At 66.8% G+C, this 22,787-nt stretch carries 29 protein-coding genes and 2 tRNA genes; 6 read left to right on the top strand and 25 right to left on the bottom strand.

Annotated elements, in window-relative coordinates; genetic code table 11:
* Positions 1–16: 16 nt before the first annotated feature.
* The 16 genes from ACEN8G_RS09015 to ACEN8G_RS08940 form a co-directional block, all read right to left on the bottom strand.
* A complete protein-coding gene (locus ACEN8G_RS09015) occupies positions 17–601 on the bottom strand; it encodes a hypothetical protein (RefSeq protein WP_413414652.1) in 585 nt (194 codons plus the stop codon).
* Positions 598–1,896, bottom strand: coding sequence for an NADH-quinone oxidoreductase subunit NuoF (gene nuoF / locus ACEN8G_RS09010; RefSeq protein ID WP_413414651.1), 1,299 nt, complete (start codon positions 1,894–1,896; stop codon positions 598–600). The genes ACEN8G_RS09015 and nuoF overlap by 4 nt, the downstream gene beginning before the upstream one ends.
* Complete coding sequence (locus tag ACEN8G_RS09005) at positions 1,896–2,069, bottom strand: hypothetical protein (protein WP_413414650.1); 174 nt, start codon at positions 2,067–2,069, stop codon at positions 1,896–1,898. The genes nuoF and ACEN8G_RS09005 overlap by 1 nt, the downstream gene beginning before the upstream one ends.
* Entirely contained in the window at positions 2,069–2,737 is a 669-nt protein-coding gene (locus ACEN8G_RS09000) for a complex I 24 kDa subunit family protein (protein ID WP_413414649.1), read from the bottom strand. The genes ACEN8G_RS09005 and ACEN8G_RS09000 overlap by 1 nt, the downstream gene beginning before the upstream one ends.
* Positions 2,737–3,075: a nuclear transport factor 2 family protein gene (locus tag ACEN8G_RS08995; RefSeq protein ID WP_413414648.1), complete on the bottom strand. Its 339-nt coding sequence runs from the start codon at positions 3,073–3,075 to the stop codon at positions 2,737–2,739. The genes ACEN8G_RS09000 and ACEN8G_RS08995 overlap by 1 nt, the downstream gene beginning before the upstream one ends.
* Complete coding sequence (locus ACEN8G_RS08990; protein ID WP_413414646.1) at positions 3,072–4,307, bottom strand: NADH-quinone oxidoreductase subunit D; 1,236 nt, start codon at positions 4,305–4,307, stop codon at positions 3,072–3,074. The genes ACEN8G_RS08995 and ACEN8G_RS08990 overlap by 4 nt, the downstream gene beginning before the upstream one ends.
* Complete coding sequence (locus ACEN8G_RS08985) at positions 4,307–5,218, bottom strand: NADH-quinone oxidoreductase subunit C (protein ID WP_413414674.1); 912 nt, start codon at positions 5,216–5,218, stop codon at positions 4,307–4,309. The genes ACEN8G_RS08990 and ACEN8G_RS08985 overlap by 1 nt, the downstream gene beginning before the upstream one ends.
* A gap of 5 nt (positions 5,219–5,223) precedes the next feature.
* Positions 5,224–5,796 (bottom strand): NuoB/complex I 20 kDa subunit family protein, encoded by a 573-nt coding sequence (locus tag ACEN8G_RS08980; RefSeq protein ID WP_183995643.1) that lies wholly within the window; start codon positions 5,794–5,796, stop codon positions 5,224–5,226.
* A complete protein-coding gene (gene ndhC, locus ACEN8G_RS08975; RefSeq protein WP_413414645.1) occupies positions 5,787–6,176 on the bottom strand; it encodes an NADH-quinone oxidoreductase subunit A in 390 nt (129 codons plus the stop codon). The genes ACEN8G_RS08980 and ndhC overlap by 10 nt, the downstream gene beginning before the upstream one ends.
* 106 nt (positions 6,177–6,282) lie before the next feature.
* Positions 6,283–7,185 (bottom strand): hypothetical protein, encoded by a 903-nt coding sequence (locus ACEN8G_RS08970; RefSeq protein ID WP_413414644.1) that lies wholly within the window; start codon positions 7,183–7,185, stop codon positions 6,283–6,285.
* Positions 7,182–7,997: an inositol monophosphatase family protein gene (locus ACEN8G_RS08965; protein ID WP_413414643.1), complete on the bottom strand. Its 816-nt coding sequence runs from the start codon at positions 7,995–7,997 to the stop codon at positions 7,182–7,184. The genes ACEN8G_RS08970 and ACEN8G_RS08965 overlap by 4 nt, the downstream gene beginning before the upstream one ends.
* A gap of 161 nt (positions 7,998–8,158) precedes the next feature.
* Positions 8,159–8,722 carry an elongation factor P gene (gene efp / locus ACEN8G_RS08960; RefSeq protein WP_183995637.1) on the bottom strand — a complete coding sequence of 188 codons (564 nt, stop codon included), beginning with the start codon at positions 8,720–8,722 and terminating at the stop codon, positions 8,159–8,161.
* Positions 8,723–8,876: 154 nt separating this feature from the next.
* Entirely contained in the window at positions 8,877–9,479 is a 603-nt protein-coding gene (locus tag ACEN8G_RS08955; protein WP_413414641.1) for a M23 family metallopeptidase, read from the bottom strand.
* 5 nt (positions 9,480–9,484) lie between these two features.
* The gene (locus ACEN8G_RS08950; protein ID WP_413414640.1) at positions 9,485–10,492 is read right to left on the bottom strand and encodes a L,D-transpeptidase family protein; all 1,008 of its coding nucleotides are present in this window, start codon (positions 10,490–10,492) and stop codon (positions 9,485–9,487) included.
* A gap of 161 nt (positions 10,493–10,653) precedes the next feature.
* Positions 10,654–11,340, bottom strand: coding sequence for a thiamine phosphate synthase (gene thiE, locus ACEN8G_RS08945; RefSeq protein WP_413414639.1), 687 nt, complete (start codon positions 11,338–11,340; stop codon positions 10,654–10,656).
* Between the two features lie 22 nt (positions 11,341–11,362).
* On the bottom strand, positions 11,363–12,028 hold the full coding sequence (locus ACEN8G_RS08940) for an O-methyltransferase (RefSeq protein ID WP_413414638.1): 666 nt from the start codon (positions 12,026–12,028) through the stop codon (positions 11,363–11,365).
* 67 nt (positions 12,029–12,095) lie between these two features.
* Between ACEN8G_RS08940 and ACEN8G_RS08935 the strand changes: the two genes are divergently transcribed.
* Positions 12,096–12,545 carry a hypothetical protein gene (locus tag ACEN8G_RS08935; protein WP_413414637.1) on the top strand — a complete coding sequence of 150 codons (450 nt, stop codon included), beginning with the start codon at positions 12,096–12,098 and terminating at the stop codon, positions 12,543–12,545.
* Here the strand turns inward: ACEN8G_RS08935 and ACEN8G_RS08930 are convergent.
* Together ACEN8G_RS08930 and ACEN8G_RS08925 are read right to left on the bottom strand one after the other, a co-directional pair.
* On the bottom strand, positions 12,542–12,931 hold the full coding sequence (locus ACEN8G_RS08930) for a putative quinol monooxygenase (RefSeq protein WP_413414636.1): 390 nt from the start codon (positions 12,929–12,931) through the stop codon (positions 12,542–12,544). The genes ACEN8G_RS08935 and ACEN8G_RS08930 overlap by 4 nt on opposite strands.
* Positions 12,928–13,842, bottom strand: coding sequence for a class I fructose-bisphosphate aldolase (locus ACEN8G_RS08925; RefSeq protein WP_413414673.1), 915 nt, complete (start codon positions 13,840–13,842; stop codon positions 12,928–12,930). The genes ACEN8G_RS08930 and ACEN8G_RS08925 overlap by 4 nt, the downstream gene beginning before the upstream one ends.
* Positions 13,843–14,021: 179 nt before the next feature.
* Between ACEN8G_RS08925 and ACEN8G_RS08920 the strand changes: the two genes are divergently transcribed.
* Positions 14,022–14,549, top strand: coding sequence for a TlpA family protein disulfide reductase (locus ACEN8G_RS08920; protein ID WP_413414634.1), 528 nt, complete (start codon positions 14,022–14,024; stop codon positions 14,547–14,549).
* A gap of 39 nt (positions 14,550–14,588) precedes the next feature.
* Here ACEN8G_RS08920 and ACEN8G_RS08915 read toward each other — a convergent pair whose 3' ends face one another.
* The 3 genes from ACEN8G_RS08915 to tkt form a co-directional block, all read right to left on the bottom strand.
* On the bottom strand, positions 14,589–15,782 hold the full coding sequence (locus tag ACEN8G_RS08915) for a phosphoglycerate kinase (protein WP_413414633.1): 1,194 nt from the start codon (positions 15,780–15,782) through the stop codon (positions 14,589–14,591).
* Positions 15,783–15,938: 156 nt separating this feature from the next.
* A complete protein-coding gene (gene gap, locus ACEN8G_RS08910; protein ID WP_413414632.1) occupies positions 15,939–16,946 on the bottom strand; it encodes a type I glyceraldehyde-3-phosphate dehydrogenase in 1,008 nt (335 codons plus the stop codon).
* Positions 16,943–18,919: a transketolase gene (tkt, locus tag ACEN8G_RS08905; RefSeq protein WP_413414631.1), complete on the bottom strand. Its 1,977-nt coding sequence runs from the start codon at positions 18,917–18,919 to the stop codon at positions 16,943–16,945. The genes gap and tkt overlap by 4 nt, the downstream gene beginning before the upstream one ends.
* A 174-nt stretch (positions 18,920–19,093) precedes the next feature.
* On the opposite strand from tkt, the gene ACEN8G_RS08900 reads away from it, so the two are divergent.
* The 4 genes from ACEN8G_RS08900 (at position 19,094) to ACEN8G_RS08885 (ending at position 20,655) form a co-directional block, all read left to right on the top strand.
* Entirely contained in the window at positions 19,094–19,279 is a 186-nt protein-coding gene (locus ACEN8G_RS08900) for a hypothetical protein (protein WP_413414630.1), read from the top strand.
* A complete protein-coding gene (locus ACEN8G_RS08895) occupies positions 19,279–19,581 on the top strand; it encodes a cell division protein ZapA (protein ID WP_413414629.1) in 303 nt (100 codons plus the stop codon). Before ACEN8G_RS08900 ends, ACEN8G_RS08895 begins: the two co-directional genes overlap by 1 nt.
* A gap of 313 nt (positions 19,582–19,894) precedes the next feature.
* Positions 19,895–20,446: a 5-formyltetrahydrofolate cyclo-ligase gene (locus tag ACEN8G_RS08890; RefSeq protein ID WP_413414628.1), complete on the top strand. Its 552-nt coding sequence runs from the start codon at positions 19,895–19,897 to the stop codon at positions 20,444–20,446.
* Complete coding sequence (locus ACEN8G_RS08885) at positions 20,428–20,655, top strand: DUF2842 domain-containing protein (protein WP_413414627.1); 228 nt, start codon at positions 20,428–20,430, stop codon at positions 20,653–20,655. The genes ACEN8G_RS08890 and ACEN8G_RS08885 overlap by 19 nt, the downstream gene beginning before the upstream one ends.
* Positions 20,656–20,665: 10 nt before the next feature.
* On the opposite strand, the gene ACEN8G_RS08880 is transcribed toward ACEN8G_RS08885, so the two are convergent.
* The 4 genes from ACEN8G_RS08880 to ACEN8G_RS08865 form a co-directional block, all read right to left on the bottom strand.
* On the bottom strand, positions 20,666–21,028 hold the full coding sequence (locus tag ACEN8G_RS08880; protein WP_373422985.1) for a PRC-barrel domain-containing protein: 363 nt from the start codon (positions 21,026–21,028) through the stop codon (positions 20,666–20,668).
* A gap of 269 nt (positions 21,029–21,297) precedes the next feature.
* A tRNA-Asp gene (locus ACEN8G_RS08875) sits at positions 21,298–21,374 on the bottom strand.
* 89 nt (positions 21,375–21,463) lie between these two features.
* Positions 21,464–21,540, bottom strand: a tRNA-Asp gene (locus tag ACEN8G_RS08870).
* Positions 21,541–21,586: 46 nt separating this feature from the next.
* On the bottom strand, positions 21,587–22,780 hold the full coding sequence (locus ACEN8G_RS08865; protein WP_413414672.1) for an AI-2E family transporter: 1,194 nt from the start codon (positions 22,778–22,780) through the stop codon (positions 21,587–21,589).
* Positions 22,781–22,787: the final 7 nt, after the last annotated feature.

The raw sequence follows: 22,787 nt of genomic DNA, 5'->3' as shown, positions 1-22,787 counted from the left end.
TAAGCCATCGGACGCATCACTGCGCTGCATCGCCTTTGCGGTAGAGCCACAGGCCCTCGGCGACACCGGCGCGCAGCTGCACCTTGCTGAAACCGATCTTGGCACCACCCGGGGTGCAACGGCCGACCGCGGCGACCACGGCGCCGAGCGCGGCGCGCTCCTCGGCCGAGCCGGCAGTCGAACGGAGCAGCGCATCGGCGGCAACCGGATCGCGCGTCACGGCGCAGCGGGCGAGGTCGACCTGGACCAGCGAGGGATCGCCGCTGCCCTGGAACGGCGCCGGCTCGCCCATCACTGCCGCCGGCGGGGTCGAATAGGCTTCGAGATAGAGCTGCTCGGCGATCGCCCCGCGCACCACATCGGTGCCACGGTCGCGGCCGAGGACGGCGCCACAGGCGTTCTTCTTGTCGGCCAGCTTCTTCGCGGCCGCGCTCGATTCCTTGCTGCCCGCGGCAGTGGCGAGCAGCGCAGCGGCGCCGGCATGGTCGGCACCGACCGCGCACTTGCCAAAGGCCTGCGGGCCCTCCGCATTCTGCGCATGCGCCGCGGGCATAAGCGCCAGCAGCGACGGAACCGCAAGCATCATCAGAGCCTTGTTCATTCCGCAGCCTCCTGCATGCCGTTGCCGGCCTGGCGCTCGTTGATCCGGCGCTCGAGCTCCGGACGGAAGTGGCGGATCAGGCCCTGGATCGGCCACGCAGCGGCATCGCCGAGCGCGCAGATCGTGTGGCCTTCCACCTGCTTGGTGACCTGCTGGAGCGTGTCGATCTCGCTGATGTCGGCGTCGCCGGTGCGCAGCCGCTCCATCACGCGCCACATCCAGCCCGTGCCTTCGCGGCACGGCGTGCACTGGCCGCAGCTCTCATGCTTGTAGAAATAGCTGAGACGGCTGATCGCGCGGACCACGTCGGTCGACTTGTCCATCACGATGATCGCCGCGGTGCCCAGGCCCGAGCCGAGCGCGCGCAGGCCGTCAAAGTCCATCGGGCAGTCCATGATCTGCGCCGCCGGCACCAGCGGCACCGAGGAGCCGCCCGGGATAACCGCGAGGAGGTTGTCCCAGCCACCACGGATGCCGCCGCAATGCTTCTCGATCAGCTCGCGGAACGGAATCGACATGGCCTCTTCGACCACGCACGGCTTGTTCACGTGACCCGAAATCTGGAAGAGCTTGGTGCCGCGGTTGTTCTCGTTGCCGAAGCTCGAGAACCATTCCGGACCGCGCCGCAGGATCGTCGGGACCACCGCGATCGACTCGACGTTGTTCACCGTGGTCGGGCAGCCATAGAGACCCGCGCCCGCCGGGAACGGCGGCTTCAGGCGGGGCTGGCCCTTCTTGCCCTCGAGGCTCTCGAGCATCGCGGTCTCTTCGCCGCAGATGTAAGCGCCCGCACCGCGATGGACGAACACGTCGAAGTCATAGCCTGACTTGCACGCGTTCTTGCCGAGCAGGCCGGCGTCATACGCCTCCTTCACGGCTGCGAACAGCGTCTCGGCCTCGCGGATATATTCGCCGCGGATGTAGATGTACGCCGCACGCGCGCGCATCGCGAAGCCGGCGACCAGCGCGCCTTCGATCAGCTTGTGCGGATCGTGGCGGATGATCTCGCGGTCCTTGCACGAGCCCGGCTCGGACTCGTCGGCATTGATCACCAGGAAGTTCGGGCGATCCGGGCGCGGTTCCTTGGGCATGAAGCTCCACTTCATGCCGGTCGGGAAGCCCGCGCCGCCGCGGCCGCGCAGGCCCGACGCCTTGATCTTGTCGATGATGACGTCGTTGCCGAGCGCCAGCAAATCCTTGGTCTTGTCCCAATCGCCGCGCTTCTGGGCAGCCGGCAGGTTCCACGGCTGGAAGCCGTAGACATTGGTGAAGATGCGGTCCTTATCCGCGAGCATTAGCGGCCCTTCCCCACCATGTTCTGAATGAAGATGTACGCGAGCACAGCGAGCCCGAGCACGATTGCGATGCCGATCAGCTTGAAGGCGAGCTTGAGCGCCCAGCCGAGCACGACGATGCCGCCGATGATCGCCAGGATGACGAAGATGAGGTTCTTGGTCTCGGGCTTCATCACCATTCACCCCGATAATCGTGGTTCTCGGTTTCCATCGCCGCCAGGTTGGTCGGCTCGCCGAGCGGTTCCACGGTGTGGCGGCCGGGCTCCTGCGTGCCGGTCTTGGGGCTCTCGCCCCGGGCCAGCGCGTCAAGGATCACGAGCGTACGATCATAGTCCAGATCTTCGAAATTATCGTCGTTGATCTGCACCATCGGCGCCGACGAGCAATTGCCCATGCACTCGACTTCGGTGAGCGTGAACAGGCCGTCCTCGGTGGTATGGCCCTTCTTCATGCCGCGCGCCTTGCAGGCGGCCATCACGTCGTCCGAGCCGCGCAGCATGCACGGCGTCGTGCCGCAGACCTGCACGTGATAGCGGCCGACCGGCACCAGGTTGAACATGGTGTAGAAGGTCGCGACCTCGAAGATGCGGATGTACGGCACGCCGAGCTCGCGCGCGACGAACTCGATCACCGGAATCGGCAGCCAGCCCTGCGTGTTGGTCTCCGCACCCACCTGACGCTGGGCCAGGTCGAGATAGGGGATGCTGCACGAGAGCTGCCGGCCCGCCGGATAGCGGCCCATGATTTCCTGTGCCTTGACGGCGTTCTCCGGCGTCCAGGCAAAATTGCCCCAGCGCGCGCGGGTCTCCGCATCATCAGGGAGTTGGGGTGCGTCAGCCATTAACGAATGAACTCCACGCGATCGACCAGGTCGTCGGCGAAAGAATAGATGGACATAACCTCGAACGGCTCGCTCTCCGGCGAGCGCGCGACCTTCTCGTGGAGCACCACGGTGTCGCCCAGCTTGTAGCTGCTCAGGATCTCGGCGCGGTTCTGCGGGAACTCGGCGAACATCGCCTTCAGGCCCGAGCGGACGCCTTCCTTGCCCTCACGCAGCACCGCACCGCGATATCCCGCCTCGCAGGCACCGTCGGTCATCAGCGAGACATAGGCGTCGGCATCCTGCGCATTGTAGTGCGCGATCATCTCGTGCGCGATGGCGATGCGGTCGGCGCTCACCGGTCGCACTCCCCGAACACGATGTCGAGCGCGCCCAGGATGGCGGTGATGTCGGCGAGCATGTGGCCGCGCGACATGAAGTCCATCGCCTGGAGGTGGCTGAACGCGGTCGGGCGGATCTTGCAGCGATACGGCTTGTTGCTGCCGTCCGAGACGAGATAGACGCCGAACTCGCCCTTCGGGCTCTCCGTCGCGACGTACACGTCGCCCGCGGGGACGTGATAGCCTTCGCTGAACAGCTTGAAGTGGTGGATCAGTGCTTCCATCGACTGCTTCATCTCGCCGCGGCGGGGCGGCGCGACCTTGCGATCGAGGGTGAGCACCGGGCCCTCCGGCATCTGCTGGAGGCACTGCTTCATGATGCGCGCGGACTGGTAGACTTCCTCGACGCGGACCATGAACCGGTCATAGCAGTCGCCGCGGGTGCCGACGGGGATGTCGAACTCGACCCGGTCGTACACATCGTAGGGCTGCGACTTGCGGATGTCCCAGGGGATGCCCGCACCGCGGATCATCGGGCCAGAGAAGCCCCAGGCCACGGCGTCCTCGCGGCTCACCACCGCGATGTCGACGTTGCGCTGCAGGAAGATGCGGTTCTCGGCGACCAGGCTGATCGCGTCGCCGAACAGGCGCGGCAGGCGCGTGTCGAGCCACTCTGCGATGTCGGTCAGCAGCTTGAGCGGCACGTCCTGGCGGACGCCGCCGACGCGGAACCAGTTCGAGTGCATGCGCGCACCGGAGGCACGCTCCAGGAAGTTCATGCAGTCTTCGCGGATCTCGAACATCCACAGGTTCGGCGTCATCGCGCCGACGTCCATCACGTGCGAACCGAGGTTCAGCATGTGATTGCAGATGCGGGTCAGCTCGGCGAAGAACACGCGGAGATACTGGCCGCGCAGCGGAACCTCGAGGTCGAGCAGCTTCTCGACCGCCAGCACATAGCTGTATTCCATGCCCAGCGGCGAGCAATAGTCGAGCCGGTCGAAGTACGGCAGCGCCTGGGTGTAGGTCTTGTACTCGATCAGCTTCTCGGTGCCGCGGTGGAGCAGGCCGATGTGCGGATCGATACGTTCGATGATCTCGCCGTCCAGCTCGGTCACCAGACGCAGCACGCCGTGCGCCGCCGGGTGCTGCGGGCCGAAGTTGATCGTGTAGTTCGCAATCTCGGTGTCACCCTTTTCCGGCTTGCCGCCGTCGATGACGCCTTCGATCTCGTCGAGATATTCAGCCATTACGCTTCACCCTCCGGCGCCTTCTTGGCGCGCGGCTTGCGGGGTTTCTTGACCACGTCCGGATCGGCGGGCGCCGGGCCGGCCTCGGGACCGGACTTGCCCGCGCCGGTGTCGGCGGTGCTGTCGCTGGTCTTGGGCTTGGTCACCTTCGCCTTGGCCGGCTTGGCATCGGGCGCAGGCTTCAGCGTCTCGTCCGCGGTCAGCGGAGTCGGCGCACCCTTGGCCTCGGGCTGCGGCGCGGGGGCCGGAGCCGGTGCGGGCGCAGGGGCCGGTGCAGGCGCGGGAGCCGCCGGAGCAGCCGCCTTCTCGTCGCCTGGCAGCACGTACTTCGCGCCTTCCCAAGGGCTCATGAAGTCGAAGTTGCGGAAGTCCTGGGCCAGCGTGACGGGCTCATAGACCACGCGCTTCGCTTCTTCCGAATAGCGCAGCTCGACATAGCCCGTCAGCGGGAAGTCCTTGCGCTGCGGATGGCCGACGAAGCCATAGTCCGTCAGGATGCGGCGCAGGTCGGTGTTGCCCTCGAACAGCACGCCGTACATGTCGTACACTTCGCGCTCGAGCCAGCCCGCGACCGGCCAGACGCCGGTGACGCTGGGGACGGGCTTCTCCTCGTCGGTGGTCACCTTCACCTTGATGCGGTGGTTCCGCGTCAGGCTGAGCAGGCAATAGACCACCTCGAACCGCTCCTCGCGGTCGAGATAGTCGACACCGGCGATCTCCATGAGCTGCTGGTACTCGAGGCCCGGCGTGTCGCGCAGAAGCTTGAGCCCCTCGACCACGCGGGCGCGGTCGAGCACCAGGTTCACTTCGCCGACGCTGTCCTCCGAGAAGAGCAGGATGCCGCCGAGCGCGGCCTTGGCTGCGTCGATCACGCCTTCGTTCGAAGCGAAACGGGGCGCAGAGGTCTTCACCGCGCTCATCGCTCGATCGTCCCGACGCGGCGGATCTTACGCTGGAGCTGCATCACGCCGTAGAGCAGCGCCTCGGCGGTCGGCGGGCAGCCCGGGACATAGATGTCGACCGGCACGATCCGGTCGCAGCCGCGCACGACGCTGTAGCTGTAATGGTAATAGCCGCCGCCATTGGCGCAGCTGCCCATCGAGATGACGTATTTCGGCTCCGACATCTGGTCATAGACCTTGCGGAGCGCGGGGGCCATCTTGTTGCACAGCGTGCCGGCGACGATCATCACGTCCGACTGGCGCGGAGACGCGCGCGGCGCGGCGCCGAAACGCTCCATGTCGTAGCGCGGCATGTTGACGTGGATCATCTCGACCGCGCAGCACGCCAGGCCGAAGGTCATCCACCACAGCGAGCCGGTGCGGGCCCACTGGAACAGCTCCTCGGTCGAGGTGACCAGGAAGCCCTTGTCGCCGATCTCGGCATTGATGTCGTTCAGGAAGCCGACGTCGGGCAGGGTTCCCGGCGGCGGCGCACCGATCAGGCCGCTGCCCGGCAAGGGCGACGACTGGGTGAGTTCTACTCCCATTCGAGCGCTCCCTTCTTCCAGGCGTAAACAAGGCCGAGCAACAGCTCGCCGATAAAGACCATCATCGAGATCCAGGCGGTCCAGCTGGCGGCAGCGGTGCCCATCTTGAACACCGAGACGGCCCAGGGGTACAGGAACGCCGCTTCGAGATCGAAGACGATGAACAGGATGGCGACGAGGTAGAAACGCACGTCGAACTGGCTGCGCGAATCCTCGAACGCGGGGAAGCCGCACTCATATTCGCTGAGCTTGGCTTCCGTCGGCTTGTGCGATCCCGTCAGCCGGCTGACCAGCATGGGCAGGAACACGAAGGCGCTGGAAAGCGCGAGGGCGACCCCGAGGAACAACAGGATCGGCAGATATTGTGACAGGTCGACCAATGGCCTTCTCTTCTCGCGGATGCGGAATCTGACGGGGGCTTTAGGACGATGAAAGGAGTGCGGCAAGGGCGGAAACCCTTGAGAATCATTCGCAATAATTTGGCGTTTACCGCGCCGGGATCGCAACGATCGGCGTGGGCCGCTGCGCGCCGGAAATACGTCCCGCCTTGTCAGGCAGATGGGCGCCCCATTGGGAGTCGCCGACGATCAGGATCCGCTTGCCGGCACGGGCGATCTGGGTGGAATCGACGATCGCCCCGCCCTGCGCCGCAACCTCCGGCTCCGCGATCTTCCCGTCCAGGATCCGGAATCGCCAGACCTTGCCCGGCACATTGGCATTGCGCACGCCGAGGAAAGAGTCGCCGTCCGCGACGAGCCCGTCGACTCCGCGCAGCCGGTTGCCGTCGGCAAGCAGGACCGGCGTCTCGGCGCCGCTGGCCAGGTCGATGCTGATCAGCCCGAGTCCATAGTCCGCGACGAGCAGCTTCCTGCCCTGGTCGTAGACTGCGCTGCCCTGCGCACTCCCCTTCTCGCGCGGCGCGATCACCGGCGTAAGAGCGGCACACTTGCCCTGGCAGCGATAGACTGCGCCGTTCTTGCTGTCGCTGACGAAGACCCGGTCCTGCCACACCGAGACATCGCCCGGCGTGAAGGCACTCCCGGGCGCGAGCCGGGCACGCACCCTGCCCTTGCGGTCCATCGCGAGCAGCGCGGCGCCGCTGCAGTCGGGAATCCTAAGATCGGCGGGGCAATTGGCCGCGACCCACAGCCATTTGCGGCCCGGATCCCAGGCGATGCCGAGCGGCGCGCCATCTCCCTTGGGGAGCGTGTGTGCGGTAAACCGCCCATTCCGGTGCGCGACGATGCTGCGATTCAGCACGCTGCTCACCCAGATCGTCTCGCCATCCGAGGCGACGCCCTCGATCAGGCGGTATTCGGCGGGGATGGTGAGGAAGGCGGCGGGCGGCGCGTCCTGGGCAAGCAGCCCGATCAGCGCCGCCGCGATCACCGCAGCGAGTTCGCGACGAGCTTGTGCAGCTTGGAGTGCAGCACGTCGTTGGCCGCGAGATACTGGTTGCGCTCGCGCGCCAGGTCCTGGCCGCGATAGTCGGTCACGAAGCCACCCGCTTCCTTGACCAGCAGCATGCCGGCGGCGACGTCCCAGGGCTTCAGGTCGCTTTCCCAGAAGCCGTCGAAGCGGCCCGCGGCGACCCAGGCGAGGTCGAGCGCGGCCGAGCCGAGGCGGCGGATGCCGGCGACTTCAGGCGCGACGGCGCCGAAGATGCGGCTCCACTCGGCGAAATTGCCATGGCCCATGAAGGGGATGCCCGTCGCGATCAGCGCCTCGTCGAGGTGCCGGCGCGCCGAGACGCGCAGGCGCTGGTCCTGCAGCCAGGCGCCGCGGCCCTTTTCCGACCAGAAGCTCTCGTCGGTCAGCGGCTGGTAGATATAGGCGTGCGTCACCTCGGGCTTGCCCTGGGCGCCGCGCGGATCCTCGACGGCGATCGAGATGCAGAAATGCGGGATGCCGTGGAGGAAGTTGCTGGTGCCGTCGAGCGGATCGATGATCCAGCGCGGCTTGTCGGGATCGCCGGCGATCTCACCGCGCTCCTCGACCAGGAAACCCCAGTCCGGACGCGCCTTCTGGAGCTCCTCGATCAGCGTGTCCTCGGCGCGCTTGTCGGCCAGGCTGACAAAGTCCGCCGGCCCCTTGCGGCTGACCTGGAGGTGCGAGACCTCGTTGAAGTCGCGACGCAGGCGCGGGCCGGCCTTGCGGCAGGCGCGCTCCATGACGGTGATGAGGCCGGAATGCGAAACCATATCTATACCTTCTAGCCCCCCTTCAGGGGAGGGGTTGGGGTGGGGCCCGTCCCCAATCCATGCCGCCGCGGGCAAAGCCCGCGCCGTCGGTCGAGCTGCGCTCGCCGGCCGGGCTGGCGGATCGGACGGATAGCGACGCTATCCGTCTCGTCCGCTCAGCCTCAGTCCGCGCGGCGGACGTAGGTCTGCTCGTACACGTCGACGACGATGCGGGTGCCCGAGGCGATGTGCGGCGGCACCAGGATGCGCACGCCATTGTCGAGCACGGCCGGCTTGTACGACGACGAGGCCGTCTGGCCCTTCACCACCGCGTCGGCCTCGACGATCGTCGCTTCGATCGTGTCGGGCAGCTGCACGCTGATCGGCTCTTCGTCATAGAGCTCCATCACCACGTCCATGCCGTCCTGCAGGAAGGCTGCCGCATCGCCGAGCAGGTCGCGCGGCAGCGTGGTCTGGTCGTAGGTTTCCTTGTCCATGAAGGTGAGCACGTCACCCTCGGCGAACAGGAACTGGAAGTCCTTGGTGTCGAGGCGCACGCGCTCGACCGTCTCCGCCGAGCGGAAACGGACGTTGTTCTTGCGGCCGTCGCGCAGGTTCTTGAGCTCGACCTGCATGTACGCACCGCCCTTGCCGGGCTGCGTGTGCTGGATCTTCACGGCACGCCAGATGCCGTTTTCATATTCGATGATGTTGCCGGGACGGATGTCCACGCCGCTGATCTTCATGGTCGAGACCTATGGAACTGAGAAAGAGCTGAGCCGGCGCCTTTAGCCGGGCGCGCCGAGTTGGGCAAGCCATGCTCCGCAGTGGAAGCCGGGGTCTCGTGCCGCACGCTGTCCCTTTGCGGTGCGAGATCCCGGCTTCCACCAGGATGACGGACTATCGCTCGGTATCCCGCAGCAGCGGATAGGGATTGATGTTCTGGCCCTGCCACCAGCCCTCGCCCGGCTGCATCAGCTTGATCTCGAAATGGAGATGCGGCGCGCCGCCCGAGGCGCTGCCGGTATTCCCCACCGTGGCGATCGGCTCGCCCTGGCGCACCACCGCCTTCTCCGCGACCAGATAGCTGTCGAGATGGGCATAATAGTGGATCGTGGCGCCGTCCCGGGTTCGGACATAGATGGTGTGCCCGCCATTCACGCTCTCGAATATCTTCTCGACCGTCCCCGACGCGGCCGCGAGCACCGGCGTGCCCTTGGCGGCCATGATGTCGATCGCGTGATGCTCGCGCGCGCCGTTGCCCCTGCTCTGCCCCCATGTATCGCTGAGCTGGCGGGCGCCGACGCCCTCCACGGGGATGATCAGCGGCACCGGGTCGCTGGTGCCGGCAAGCGGCGCGGCCTGGGGTTCGATCGCCGCCTGCTGGGGAAGCGCCGGCGCGGCGGGCTGCACCGTGATCCGCACCAGCGAGAGGAACCCCGCCGCAAGCAGCACCAGCAGCAGGCCCAGCCCCCAGCCGATTCGCTTCGCCCAGACCGGCATACGCCCTACTCCTGGAACACCGCCTCGGTGCCCGGCTTCACCATCAGCGCGAGCCGCGCGGCGTCCCAGTTGGTGAGGCGGATGCAGCCATGGCTCTCGGTGCGCCCGATCGTCTGCGGCTCGGGCGTGCCATGGATGCCGTAATGCTCCTTGGAGAGATCGAGCCACACCACCCCCACCGGGCCGTTCGGCCCCGGCGGCAGCATCGCCGGGTCACTGCCCTTCTTCGCGTCCCAGAACAGCTTGGGGTTATAGTGGAACTTCGGGTTGGTGTCCGCCCCGTTGATCTTCCAGGTGCCGATCGGCAGCGGATCATGCTCGCTGCCCATGGTCGCGCTGAACTGGGCGACCAGGCGGTTCTGCTTGTCGAACACCTTGAGCACCTTCTCGCTCTTGTCGACGACGACATGATCCGCCTCGGGCACCTTGGCCTCGACGTTCAGGTCGTTCAGCGTCTGGCGCCATTCGGGCTTGATGTCCGCCGGATAGTCGCGCGAGGCGGGCAGCGCATTGGGGAAGACGAACTCCGCGCCCGGCCGGATAGCGCCGCCGCCGGGATTGAGCTCCACCAGCACCTCGGGCGTGGTGTGGAACATCTCGGCCAGCTTCTCGAGCGGCCTGGTATAGGCGAGCGAAGGCAGCTTCGCCTGTTTCTCTGGATCCCTGGGGATCGGATTGACGTACGGCCCCTTCAGCGTGTCCGCGTCGAGGGTGAGCTTCCGCACCGGACGCAACGAGGCATAGGGCGCCAGCGCGCGCAGCGTGGCGGGGTCGAGCTTGCCGCTGGCCGGCATGCCGCGCGAAGTCTGGAACCCCTTGAGCGCCGCAGTCAGCGACTGGCCCTCGCGCCCGTCGAGGATGCCGGGCGAGAAACCCAGATGGTCGAGGATCACCTGCGCATGCAGGATCGAATAGTCGATCGGCGGCCTGGCGGAAGTTCCCCCCTGCCCGCTGGCAGCGGGACCGAGCGAGGCACAGGCGAGACAAGCCGCAAAACCGAGAAATTTCCGCACCGAATCAAGCTCCTGCAGATCATGTTCCGCAAGAACAACGGGTGGAACTCAGGGTTGGTTTCGCGCACACCAAATCCGTCATCCCGACGACAGTCGGGATCTCATGCGGCTCATTCCTGCCATCGCCTGAGATCCCGACTTTCGTCGGGATGACGCTTGGGTCAGGCCAACAGCTCGGTAAACGCCTTCACCGCCGCTTCCTCGTCCCCGCCCCACACGGCGCTGGACACCGCGAGGAAGTCCGCCCCCGCCTTGACCAGCGGCGCGGCGTTGTCCGGCGTGATCCCGCCGATCGCGACGCAGGGCAGTTCGAACAGCGCCGACCACCAGCTGAGGATCACCGGCTCGGGCCGATGGCGGGTTTCCTTGGTCGCGGTCGGGTAGAAGGCGCCGAACGCGACATAGTCCGCTCCCGCCTCGCCGGCTTCCATCGCCAGGTGGCGGCTGTCATGGCAGGTCACGCCGATCTGCACCTGCGGTCCCAGCACCGAGCGCGCCTCGCGCGGGTCGCCATCGTCCTGGCCCAGATGCACGCCATCGGCACCGAGCCGCTTGGCGAGACTCACATCGTCATTGACGATGAACGCCACATCCGCATCCGCGCAGATCTTCTGCAGCGGCTCGGCCAGACGCGCCGCCTCGTGCTGGTCCACGCCCTTCACGCGGAACTGAAAGGCAGCCACCGGCCCGGCGCCCAGCGCCCGCTTCAGCCGCTCCGGGAAGGCGCCGCTTACGTTGAGCGGCGAGATCAGGTAGAGCTGGCACGGCGGCCGGCGCATGTCGCGCACGAACTGGTCGGCGAAATTCGAGTCGAGCGGCGGCAGGCCATCATCATCAAGGTCGGTCATCCGGGCCGCCTTAGCCCAAGCCTCAGCCGCGCACCACTGCCAGCAGAAACCCGTCCCAGCCTTTGTCGCCGACGGTCTGGATCGCGGTGGCATCGAGGCGCAGCTCGGCCGCGACCGCATCGAACAGCGCCTGCGTGCCGATCACCCGCGGATCGGGATCGTCCGGATCGGTCACCGCGCCCTCGCGCACGACATTGTCGACGACGATCACGCTGCCGGGCCGGGTGAGCTTCAGCGCGCCCTCCAGATAAGCGACATTGCTCGGCTTGTCGGCGTCGATGAAGACGAGGTCGAACGGCCCCTCGCCCGCCGCGATCATCGCCACCAGGCTATCCACCGCCGGCCCGGTGCGCACTTCGCAGCGATCCGCCACGCCGGCATTGGCCAGGTTCGCCCGCGCCACCTCGGCGTGATGCGGCTCGAGCTCCAGCGTCACCAGCTGGCCATCCCTGGGCAGCGCCCGGGCGAGCCAAATGGTCGAATAACCACCCAGCGTGCCTACTTCGAGGATGCGCCGCGCGCCACACATCCGCGCGAACAGCTCGAGCATCCTGCCCTGCGCCGCCGATACGTCGATCGCCGGCAGCCCGCCCGCCGCATTGGCCGCCAGCGCGCCGTCAAGCGCAGGATCGGCGCCGATCAGCTTGCCGGTGATGTAGCCGTCCACCGCTGTCCAGCCCCGCGTCATGTCCGCTTCCTTCTGCCGATTGCCACGCGATCCTGGATGACCCAAAGTCACCCCGATGGGGAGAGGCATGCGCAAATTCGGCCGACGGTACGCTCTGGCGGGATCGCTGGTACTTGCCGCCTGCAGTGCTCCGGCATCACCGCCGAAGAAATATCCAATCCCAGTGCCCGCCGCCGAGCTGCGCCGGCTCTTGCTTGGACATTTTATCGATGAGCGCCCCAATTATCCTTGCGATGCAGGGCCGCTTACCTTCCCCACCGCCGACCGGTTCATCCAATATAGCCAGTTCGGCGCGTCAAGCAGCACAGGCACCTATCGGGTTCTCGATGGCGCGGTCGAACTACTCTACGAGAGCTCGGACGGCCCTGAAAGGGATCGCATCGAGGTCGTCCGGGACGCCAATGGTACGCTCCTCAGCACGAATTGGAGCGCCCTGCATCCGCTGACGCTTACACCAATCGATGCCGATACCTCCGCAATCAGTTGCGGGCCGATCCGACACAAGGACAAGCCCTAGCCGCCCAGCCCCACGCCCGTAACCGGCCGCGTCTCGACATGCGTCTCGAACCCGGCGATCAGCGGCCGCCCCTTGGCGATCGCCGCCTGCACGACGGGCAGCTTGAGCGAGTCGGCATGGTGCTGCTTCGTCTGCCAAATCTCGGTGATCCAGATGCCGTCGGCATCCTTCACGTCCTCGGCGATCAGATAGGCGATGCAGCCCGGCATGTCGCCGGTACCGCCGGAAAGCAGCGCGATCAGCTCGGCGCGCTTGCCCGGCTGGGCCTTGATCTTGCCGATCATGCCGTAGAGCTCGGCGTCTTCCATGCGGAATTCCTTGGCAAGGGCCGGCCCGCCCAGCATCGCGAGCGCGAGCCCTGCCAGTACGGGCCGGCGACCGGTCATTCTTCGTTCTTGTAGATGCGCACCAGCTTGTCGAGCATCGCCAGCGCCTCGTCGCGCGGGCGCTGGAAGGTGTTGCGGCCGATGATCGAGCCGTTGCCGCCGCCGTCGCGGATGTCGCGCGCATCCTGGTAGACCGCATCGGCACCCTTGGCCGCGCCGCCCGAGAAGACGACGATGCGGCGGCCGTTGAAGCAGCTCTTCACGACATGGCCGACGCGGGTCGACTGGGCCGACCAGTCGGTGCCCTCGTAAGCCTTCTTGGCCTCTTCCTGCTCGATATGGTCGCTGGGAAGCTTGACCTTGATGATGTGCGCGCCGAGCAGCGCCGCCATGTGTGCGGCATAGGCGCCGACGTCGAGGGCGAGTTCACCCGACTTGGGCAACTTGCCGCCGCGCGGATACGACCAGAGCACGGTGGCGATGCCGACAGACTTGGCCTCGGCCGACAGCTCCTTGATCTCCTCCATCATCTCGAACACGTCGTCCGAGCCCGGATAGATGGTGAAGCCGATCGCGGCGCAGCCCAGGCGCAGCGCGTCGTCCACGCCCGCGGTCACTGCCTGGTTGGCGCTGGTCGCCCAGCTGTTCGAGCTGTTGCACTTCAGGATGGTCGGGATCTGGCCGGCAAAGGTGTCGGCGCCCGCCTCGAGCATGCCAAGCGGCGCGGCATAGGCGCTCAGGCCCGCGTCGATCGCCAGCTGGTAGTGGTAATGGGGATCATAGGCGTCCGGGTTCACCGCGAAGCTGCGCGCCGGGCCATGCTCGAAGCCCTGGTCGACCGGAAGGATGATCAGCTTGCCCGTGCCGCCCAGCTTGCCCTGCATCAGGATGCGGGCGAGGTTGGCCTTCACGCCGGGATTGTCGGATTCATAGTTCGCGAGAATGGCTTTTACGGCCGGCGTGATCGACATCTTGTTCCCCTTGATCATCTGGTCTCGGGGAGCCCCTATCGTCCGGATTTGCAGGGGAAAAGCCTGACAACGCTGCCACCGGAGTCGCTTTTCTGCATGCGGCGACGAGCGGTTCCGATCCCGCGCTTGACGGCTGGCCGAAGCGGGGACAGCATCGCTGCGGCCGGAGGGGGAAAGTCATGGGGATTTCTGCGCTTTATCGGCGGCTTGCGCTTGTCGTGCTGCCGCTTTCGCTGCTCGGCGCCGCGCCGGCGCCCGTGCTCGCCCCAATGTTCGCCCAGATCAAGGTCGGCCAGCCCGCGCCGCCGTTCGTGCTGCGCCTGATCAAGGGCGGCAAGGTCTCGCTCGACGAGTTGCGCGGCAACGTCATCGTGCTCAACTTCTGGGCGACCTGGTGCGTGCCGTGCCGCACGGAGCTGCCGGCGCTCGACGCCTATTATGTGTTGCGCAAGGACGCCGGGCTGCGCGTGTTCGCCGTCACCACCGAGGATTCGCTCCAGCCCTTCCGGCTCAAGAAGCTGTTCGAGGCGATGCACATCGATCCGGTCCGCTCGATCAAGGGGCCCTATGACGTGCTCGACAACGGCGTGCCGACCAACATCGTGATCGATCGCAACGGCGTGGTGCGCTACGCCAAGGCCGGCGCCTTCGACACCCAGGCCCTCGACCAGCTGCTCGTGCCGCTGCTCAACGAGAAAGTGAAATAGCCCTGGGCGGGGGCGCCGCACGGCACCCCCGAAATCGGATCAGCGCGCCAGCGCCGCGACGCCGGGCAGTTCCTTGCCTTCCATCCACTCCAGAAAGGCGCCGCCCGCGGTCGAGACGAAGGTGAAGTCGCCCGAAACGCCGGCCTGGTTGAGCGCCGCCACCGTGTCGCCACCACCGGCGACCGAGACGAGCTGGCCTTCCTTGGTCAGCGCCGCCGCGGTCTTGGCGAGCGAAACCGTCGCCGTGTCGAACGGCGGCGTCTCGAACGCGCCGAGCGGACCGTTCCACACCAGGGTGCGGCAGGTCTTGAGCACGTCAGCCAGCGCTTCGGTCGCCGCCGGACCGATGTCGAGGATCATCTCGTCGGCCGCGACTTCGTGGACGTTGACGGTGCGCAGGCTCGGCGGATTGGCCGCGAATTCCTTCGCCACCACCACGTCGTACGGCAGGTGGACGGTGCAGTTCGCCTTGTCGGCCGCATCGAGGATCTCCTCGGCGGTGCCGGTCAGGTCATGCTCGCACAGCGACTTGCCCACATCGACGCCGCGCGCGGCGAGGAAGGTGTTGGCCATGCCGCCACCGATGATCAGGTGATCGACCTTGTCGACCAGGTGCTTGAGCACGTCGAGCTTGGTCGAGACCTTGGCGCCGCCGACCACCGCCGCGACCGGCTGCTGCGGCGTGCCCAGCGCCTTTTCCAGCGCATCGAGCTCGGCTTCCATCTGGCGTCCGGCGAATGCCGGCAGCTTGTGCGCCAGGCCCTCGGTCGAGGCATGGGCGCGGTGCGCGGCCGAGAAGGCGTCGTTGACATAGAGATCGCCCAGCGCGGCGAGCGCGGCGACGGTCTCGGGTGCGTTCTTCTCCTCGCCGGCGTCGAAGCGGGTGTTCTCGAGCAGGGCGATGTCGCCCTCGCCCATCGCGTCGATCGCTTCCGCCGCACCATCGGTGTCGATGAAGCGCACTTCGCGGCCGAGCACATGGCTGAACGGCTGCGTGACCAGCGACAGGCTCATCTCGGGGTTACGCTGCCCCTTGGGCCGCCCGAAATGCGCGAGGACCACGACCCTGGCGCCCTTGTCCGCCAGCTCGGCGACAGTCTGCACCGCGGCGCGCAGCCGGGTGTCGTCGGTCACGGCACCGTCGGCCATCGGCACGTTCAGGTCCTCGCGGACCAGCACGCGCTTGCCGGCGATGTCGCCCATGTCGTCGAGCGTCTTGAAGGGGCGGGTCATGTGGAACTCCTAAACAAATTCAACAGGCCACCCCTCCACCGATCATCCTGAGTAGCCATTGAGCTTGTCGAAATGGCGTATCGAAGGAGCCCTTCGATACGGGCTTCGACAAGCTCAGCCCTACTCAGGATAGTCGGATCAAGGTGGTCAGGGGCGTCAGCCCAGCTTCGCCATCGCGGTGGCCGTGTCCACCATGCGGTTCGAGAAGCCCCACTCATTGTCGTACCAGCTGACGACGCGCACCAGCTTGCCGTCGATCACCGCGGTCTCCAGGCTGTCGACGGTCGACGAGGCCGAGGTGTGGACGATGTCGATCGAGACCAGCGGCTCGTCCGAATACCAGAGGATGCCCTTGAGCGGACCGCTCTCCGACGCCGCCTTCAGCACCGAATTGACTTCCTCGACGGTCGTGTCGCGCTTCGGGGTGAAGGTCAGATCGACAAGGCTGCCGTCCGGAACCGGAACGCGGATCGCCGAGCCGTCCAGCTTGCCCTTCAGCTCGGGCAGCACCTCGGCCACGGCGCGGGCGGCACCGGTGGTGGTCGGGATGATGCTCATCGCCGCGGCGCGCGCACGACGCAGGTCCGGGTGGATCTGGTCGAGGATCTTCTGGTCGTTGGTATAGGCGTGGACCGTGGTCATCAGGCCGCGCTCGATGCCGATCGCGTCGTTGAGGACCTTGGCGACCGGCGCCAGGCAGTTGGTGGTGCACGACGCGTTCGAGACGATCGTGTGGCCGGCCTCGAGCTTGTCGTTGTTGACGCCGAACACGACGGTCAGGTCGACATTCTTGCCCGGAGCCGAGATCAGCACCTTCTTGGCGCCGGCATCGATGTGCTTCTGGGCCGAGGCACGGTCGGTGAAGAAGCCGGTGCACTCCAGCACCAGCTCCACGCCATTGGCGGCGTGCGGCAGGTTGGCGGGATCACGCTCCTTGGTCACCTTGATGCGCTTGCCGTCGATGACCAGGTCATCGCCCTCAGCGGTGACGGTGCCCGGATATTTGCCGTGCACGCTGTCGCGTGAGAACAGCCAGGCGTTCGACTTGGCGTCCGCGAGATCGTTGATCGTGACCAGCTCGAGCCCGCTGTCGGGGCGCTCGAGGATCGCGCGCGCCACCAGTCGACCGATGCGCCCGAACCCGTTGATCGCAACCTTCGTCATGCCTGTTCTCCGTTCAACTTCTCGATGATCTGCGGAACGATGGCTCCCGCAGTGAGCCCGAAATGCTCGTAGAGCTTCAAATAGGGACCCGAGGCGCCAAATCCATCGACGCCAAAGTTTAGTCCATCCAAGCCAGTGTATCGCTCCCAGCCGAGCGTGGTGCCGGCCTCGATCGAGACCTTGAGCGCATGCGCCGGCAGCAGGTCGCGCTTGTACTGCGCGTCCTGCGCGTCGAAGCGCTCCCAGCACGGCATCGAGACGACGTCGGCGCCGATGCCCTGGGCTTCCAGCTCGTCGCGCACCGCAACGGCGATCTCGACTTCCGAGCCGCTGGCGAGCAGCACCACCTGGCGCGGCGCCTCGGCTTCGCGAATGGCGTAGCCGCCGCGCGCCGAGCGGTTCTCGCCCGCTTCGAGGCGCAGCTGCGGCAGGTTCTGGCGGCTGAGCGCGAGCAGGCCGGGGCCGTCCGCCTTCTGCAGCGCCAGTTCCCAGCACTCCGCGGTCTCGACCACGTCGCACGGGCGATAGACGTCGAGATTGGGGATCAGGCGCAGGCTGGTCAGATGCTCCACCGGCTGGTGGGTCGGGCCGTCTTCGCCCAGGCCGATCGAGTCGTGCGTCATCACATAGATCACGCGCGCCTGCTGCAGCGCCGAGAGGCGGATCGCCGCGCGGGCATAGTCCGCGAACACCAGGAAGGTGCCGCCATAGGGGATCACGCCGCCATGCAGCGCCATGCCGTTCATCGCCGCCGACATGCCGAACTCGCGGATGCCGTAATAGACGTAGCGGCTGGCGTAATTGTCGGCGGTGAACGCACCCAGACCCTTGGTCAGGGTGTTGTTCGAACCGGTCAGGTCGGCCGAGCCGCCGACGGTGTCGGGGATCTGCGCGTTGATCGCCTCGAGCGCCATCTCGCTCGCCTTGCGGGTCGCGACCTTCTGCGGCGCCTCGATCAGGCCCTGGATATGGTCCTGCATCGAGAACCAGGCCGGCAGCTCGCCGCGCATCCGGCGCTCGAACTCGGCGCGGTCCTCATGCGCCTCCAGGCGCTTCTTCCATTCGGCATGCGGCGCGGCACCACGCTTGCCGGCCTCGAGCCAGGTCTCGCGGATGTCGCCCGGGATCTCGAAGGCCGGGTGGTTCCAGCCCAGCGCGGCGCGGGCGGCGGCGACTTCGTCGGCACCCAGCGGCGAACCATGGACCTTGGACGAGCCCTGCTTGTTCGGCGCACCCTTGCCGATGATCGTGTGGCACTGAACGAGCGACGGCAGATCGCTGGCGAGCGCCTCGTCGATCGCGCGGGCGATGTCGGCCTGGTCATGGCCGTCGCACGCGACGACCTGCCAGCCCGAGGCGCGGTAGCGCGCGGGGATGTCCTCGCTCGACGAGAGCGAGACGGCGCCGTCGATCGTGATCTTGTTGTCGTCCCACAGCACGATCAGCTTGCCGAGCTTCAGATGCCCGGCCAGGCCGACCGCCTCGTGGTTGATGCCTTCCATCAGGCAGCCGTCGCCGGCGATCACCCAGGTGCGGTGGTCGACCAGGTCGTCGCCATAGACGGCGTTCAGGTGACGCTCGGCAGCGGCGAAGCCCACCGCCATCGCGAAGCCCTGGCCGAGCGGGCCGGTGGTGCACTCGACACCCGCCAGCTCGAAATTCTCGGGGTGGCCGGCGCAGGGGCTGCCGATCTGGCGGAAGTCCTGGATGTCCTTCAGCGTCGGGCGGGCATAGCCGGTCAGATGCAGCAGCGAATATTGCAGCATCGAACCATGGCCGGCCGACAGGATGAAGCGATCGCGGTCCGCCCATTTGGGATCGGTGGGATCGAACTTCAGATAGTTCTGGAACAGCACGGTGGCGACGTCGGCCATGCCCATCGGCATGCCCGGATGCCCCGAATTGGCCGCCTCCACGGCGTCCATCGACAATGCCCGGATGGCATTGGCGCAGTCGGTGAAGCTTGCGGTCACTTGAGAGTCCCCATGATGCTGGCGCGGACGCCTTTGGTGCCCTTGCGGGCCCACGTCAACCGGCTCGCGCCCGGACTCGAACCGGCGCTGCAATGATCCGCTCTGTCGAAGCCGCCATGAAACCGGTGCCATTCGGGGGTTGATAGCTTCGGTGGGGGTGCGTAACGCTTGGATATGGCAAGTACGCCCGCCGATCGTATCGAACTGGCCCTCGTCCGCATCGAGAAGGCCGCAGCCGCGCGGGCCTATGCCCATGACCGCATCACCCAGCGCCACGCCAAGCTGCGCGCGCGCATCGAGGGCGCGGTGTCGTCGCTCGACGCGCTGATCGCCCGCGAAGCCAAGGGTGAGGAAGACTGATGGCCGATATCGATATCAGCGTCGCCGGCCGCAGCTATTCGGTCGCCGCGCGCGAAGGCGACGAGACGCACATCCGCCACCTGGAATCGATCCTCCAGAGGCATGCGGACACCGCCCTGCGCGCCTCGGGCGGGCTCAATGCCGAGCGCACCCTGGTCTATCTCGCGCTGATCCTCGCCGACCTGCTCGACGAGACCGAGCGCAACCCGCCGGAAGGCGTCTCGCCGGTCCTGCTGGAACGCATCGCCGACCGGCTGGAAGCCGTGGCCGCTGCGCTCGAAGAGGATGCCGCGGAGGCTTGAGCCAAGCCGTCATCCCGGCGAAAGCCGGGATCTCAGGCGAAGGCGCAGGAAAGGAGCCGCACGAGATCCCGGCGTTCGCCGGGATGACGGAGTGGTTGCGAACCTCCGCCCAACCTCCTACATCCACCAACGGCGGGCACTGCCCGGTACGAGCCATAGCAATTATCCCTGAGGCTATTCATCATCCATGGGGGCTGTCCCTGTGCGGATCCTGGTCCGCGGCACATGGTCCCCACCTGACGTAACGGGCGTCAGAGGATATTTCTGGCAAACGGCCATGGCGGTCCCGCCACCGCTCCCCTAAAAGCATCGCATGATCGACAAGCTTGCCCTCCGGGCGCAGCTCCGTGCCGAGCGCGACGCCTTCGCCATCGAAGCGAGCGAGGCGATCCTCGCGCCCGAAGCGTTCGTCGAGCGGCTGCGGCCCGAGATGATCGTCGCCACCTATGTCGCGATCGGCAGCGAGGCCGATCCCACCCAGCTCGCCGCCGCCGCGGCCGAGAAGGGCTGCGCCCTCGCCCTCCCCTTCGTCGTCGATCGCGCCGCGCCGATCCGCTTCCTCGCCTGGCAGATGGGCGAGCCGCTGGTCGATGGGCCGTTCAGCCTGCGCCAGCCGCACGAGAACAGCCCAGAGGTGGCGCCCGACGTGATCCTCACCCCGCTGGTCGGCTTCGACGCGCGGCTCAACCGGCTCGGCCAGGGCGCCGCCCATTACGACCGCGCCTTTGCCCGCTATCCCGATGCCTGGCGCGTCGGCGTCGCCTGGGCGATGCAGCAAGTGCCGGCGATCCCGTCGGAAATCTGGGACGTGCCGCTCCAGGCGGTGATCACCGAGGAGGGCATGACATGGCACGCGGAAGCGTAGCGCCGAGCTGGCGCAAGCCGGCGGGCGCGCTGGCCATCGTCGCCTGGATCTTCGTCTGGATCGTCCTGGTCGCCAGCTTCTCGCGCTGGATCGGGCAGCTGCACGTCCTCGCCCAGCTGCCGATCTATGTCGTCACCGGCATCGTCTGGATCCTGCCCCTGGGCGGCGCCCTGCGCTGGATGGAAACCGGCCGCTGGCGCCGCGCCTGAGGGGCGCTGCTCAATAGGTCATGCCGTAATAGCCATAGAGGCGCTCGCCATATTCGCGGTCATAGGCCGGCCGGTCGCTGCCTTCCTCGTCATAGCTCGGCGCGCCTTCCAGCTGCTCCTTGGTCAGGTCGACCACATAGCCGCCCTTGTCGGTGTCGTAGGTGAGTTTCTGCCAGGGCAGCGGATAGTGCCGGTTGCCCAGCCCGAACAGACCGCCGAACGACAGCACCGCATATTCGGCCTGGCCCGATACCTTGTCGACCATGAAGCGGTGGACCGTGCCCAGCCGCTCGCCTTCCCGGTTGTAGACTGCCGTGCCCTCGACTCGATCGGAGGCAATCATGTCATGCGTTTCGCGCGTCTCGAGTTCCATCGCCGTCGCTCCTCAAATGCCCCGGGGGATCAACGAGCCGGGCACCGGCGATGTCCTTGGATTTGCGGCGAAGCGAGGCCGGCAAGGGCCGCCGCTTTTTGACTGCGTAGGAAAGATAGGATGCCGTCGACGCAACAAAGTTGCGAGATGCGGCGCGCCTCCGGCAGGCATGCTGGATCCGGCACCGCGAAAACCCGCCTTTGGCGTGTACTTCGTGTCCTTTGCCGCGTCGGTACGGCCAGCGATGTAGGAGATGCCCACGCAGTGCGTGGCGCGAGTGACGGGGCTCGAACCCGCGACCTCCGGCGTGACAGGCCGGCGCTCTAACCAACTGAGCTACACCCGCATTACGCGTTTCGAGAACCAACCAGCCCCGGATGACATCCTCCGGTCGGGCCGCCCATGGGGCGCCTTCCCGTGCGATGATCTGGGGAATGGCGCGAGTGACGGGGCTCGAACCCGCGACCTCCGGCGTGACAGGCCGGCGCTCTAACCAACTGAGCTACACCCGCTCTCTCGAAGCGAGGAGGCGGGCACTAGACGCGACTTTTGGGGGTGTCAACCGGATTGGTCGCGACTTTTTCGCCGGAGCGGTCGATTATCCACAGGATCGTTCACCAAGGTCCCGTGTTCGAACAGGAAACCGGCGATGTCCGGCTTGCCCGCGGCGTTGACCACGGTCTGGATGATGATCAGCAGCGGCACCGCCAGCAGCGCGCCGGTGGTGCCCCACACCCAGCCCCAGAAGCTCAGCGAGATCAGGATCATGATCGGGCTGATCGTCAGCCGGTGTCCGACCACCAGCGGCGTGACGACGTTGGCCTCCACCAGGTGGCAGGCGATCATCACGATCGGCGGCACGAAGGCCCAGCCCAGGTCCGGAAAGGTCATCAGCCCGCCCATGGCGAGCAGCAGCGCGGCGAAGACCGGCCCGAAATAGGGGATGTAGTTGAGCAGCGTGACGATGCCGCCCCACATCAGCGGGGTCGGCATGCCGATCGCCCAGAGCACACCCGCGACGATCAGTCCCAAGGTCAGGTTGATCAGCGTGATCGTGCCCAGGTAGGCCGAGGTGTCGTCCACCACGTCCTGGATCACCCGCGCGGTCGCCATCGCCCCGCCGAAGCTCGACCGGCTGGTGATCGCGTTGCGCCGCAGCCGGGTCCAGCCCGAGAGGAAGAAATAGATGACCAGGATGGCGAAGAACATCTCGAGCAGCGCCGACGGTGCCGAGGTAGCGAACAGGTCGATCAGCGAGCGCGGCGGCGTCGCGGCCATCACCTCGGGCTGCTTCATCGGCGCCGAGGCGAAGTTCATCACCGTCTTGTTCACGAAGCTGTCGAGGTTCGCGTAGAACTCGATCAGCGGCTTCAGATTTTCCTGGATCTGCGGGATCTTGGCGGGAAGGTCGCGGATCCACTGCCAGGCCGGCACCACGATCGAGGCCAGCGCGACGTTCGCCGCGATCAGGAACAGCAGCACGCAGATGAACGCCGCAATCGGCGCCGGCAGCCGGTGCCGCTCCAGCCATTCGAGCAGCGGCACCAGGGCAATGGCGATCACCAGCGCGGTGGTCAGCGGCAGGAAGAAAACCGCCCCCGCCTGCAGCGCGAAGGGCAGCGCGAGCAGCAGGCCCACACCTGCGATCAGCGTCGTCGCGGCCATCAGCCGGTCGCGCTTCTGGCCGTCGCCCATATTCTCCTGGCCGACCAGAGGCCCCCGCGCCGCGCCCGAGGGCACGCCGTCGTCCATGGGTTCG

Origin of the sequence: Sphingomonas sp. Sphisp66 (genome assembly GCF_047324325.1) — a bacterium.
Taxonomy (GTDB): domain Bacteria; phylum Pseudomonadota; class Alphaproteobacteria; order Sphingomonadales; family Sphingomonadaceae; genus Sphingomonas.
The sequence above is the reverse complement of the archived record's forward strand: the minus strand, read 5'-3'. Positions and strand labels throughout refer to the sequence as shown.

Bases quoted from the DNA above. Each gene is read 5' to 3' on its own strand.
- ACEN8G_RS09015 (WP_413414652.1), bottom strand. From the start codon at position 601: ATGAACAAGGCTCTGATGATGCTTGCGGTTCCGTCGCTGCTGGCGCTT.
- nuoF (WP_413414651.1), bottom strand. From the start codon at position 1,896: ATGCTCGCGGATAAGGACCGCATCTTCACCAATGTCTACGGCTTCCAG.
- ACEN8G_RS09005 (WP_413414650.1), bottom strand. From the start codon at position 2,069: ATGAAGCCCGAGACCAAGAACCTCATCTTCGTCATCCTGGCGATCATC.
- ACEN8G_RS09000 (WP_413414649.1), bottom strand. From the start codon at position 2,737: ATGGCTGACGCACCCCAACTCCCTGATGATGCGGAGACCCGCGCGCGC.
- ACEN8G_RS08990 (WP_413414646.1), bottom strand. From the start codon at position 4,307: ATGGCTGAATATCTCGACGAGATCGAAGGCGTCATCGACGGCGGCAAG.
- ACEN8G_RS08980 (WP_183995643.1), bottom strand. From the start codon at position 5,796: ATGGGAGTAGAACTCACCCAGTCGTCGCCCTTGCCGGGCAGCGGCCTG.
- ACEN8G_RS08965 (WP_413414643.1), bottom strand. From the start codon at position 7,997: ATGGTTTCGCATTCCGGCCTCATCACCGTCATGGAGCGCGCCTGCCGC.
- efp (WP_183995637.1), bottom strand. From the start codon at position 8,722: ATGAAGATCAGCGGCGTGGACATCCGTCCCGGCAACATCATCGAATAT.
- ACEN8G_RS08955 (WP_413414641.1), bottom strand. From the start codon at position 9,479: ATGCCGGTCTGGGCGAAGCGAATCGGCTGGGGGCTGGGCCTGCTGCTG.
- thiE (WP_413414639.1), bottom strand. From the start codon at position 11,340: ATGACCGACCTTGATGATGATGGCCTGCCGCCGCTCGACTCGAATTTC.
- ACEN8G_RS08940 (WP_413414638.1), bottom strand. From the start codon at position 12,028: ATGACGCGGGGCTGGACAGCGGTGGACGGCTACATCACCGGCAAGCTG.
- ACEN8G_RS08935 (WP_413414637.1), top strand. From the start codon at position 12,096: ATGCGCAAATTCGGCCGACGGTACGCTCTGGCGGGATCGCTGGTACTT.
- ACEN8G_RS08930 (WP_413414636.1), bottom strand. From the start codon at position 12,931: ATGACCGGTCGCCGGCCCGTACTGGCAGGGCTCGCGCTCGCGATGCTG.
- ACEN8G_RS08925 (WP_413414673.1), bottom strand. From the start codon at position 13,842: ATGTCGATCACGCCGGCCGTAAAAGCCATTCTCGCGAACTATGAATCC.
- ACEN8G_RS08920 (WP_413414634.1), top strand. From the start codon at position 14,022: ATGGGGATTTCTGCGCTTTATCGGCGGCTTGCGCTTGTCGTGCTGCCG.
- ACEN8G_RS08915 (WP_413414633.1), bottom strand. From the start codon at position 15,782: ATGACCCGCCCCTTCAAGACGCTCGACGACATGGGCGACATCGCCGGC.
- gap (WP_413414632.1), bottom strand. From the start codon at position 16,946: ATGACGAAGGTTGCGATCAACGGGTTCGGGCGCATCGGTCGACTGGTG.
- ACEN8G_RS08900 (WP_413414630.1), top strand. From the start codon at position 19,094: ATGGCAAGTACGCCCGCCGATCGTATCGAACTGGCCCTCGTCCGCATC.
- ACEN8G_RS08895 (WP_413414629.1), top strand. From the start codon at position 19,279: ATGGCCGATATCGATATCAGCGTCGCCGGCCGCAGCTATTCGGTCGCC.
- ACEN8G_RS08890 (WP_413414628.1), top strand. From the start codon at position 19,895: ATGATCGACAAGCTTGCCCTCCGGGCGCAGCTCCGTGCCGAGCGCGAC.
- ACEN8G_RS08885 (WP_413414627.1), top strand. From the start codon at position 20,428: ATGGCACGCGGAAGCGTAGCGCCGAGCTGGCGCAAGCCGGCGGGCGCG.
- ACEN8G_RS08880 (WP_373422985.1), bottom strand. From the start codon at position 21,028: ATGGAACTCGAGACGCGCGAAACGCATGACATGATTGCCTCCGATCGA.
- ACEN8G_RS08865 (WP_413414672.1), bottom strand. From the start codon at position 22,780: ATGGACGACGGCGTGCCCTCGGGCGCGGCGCGGGGGCCTCTGGTCGGC.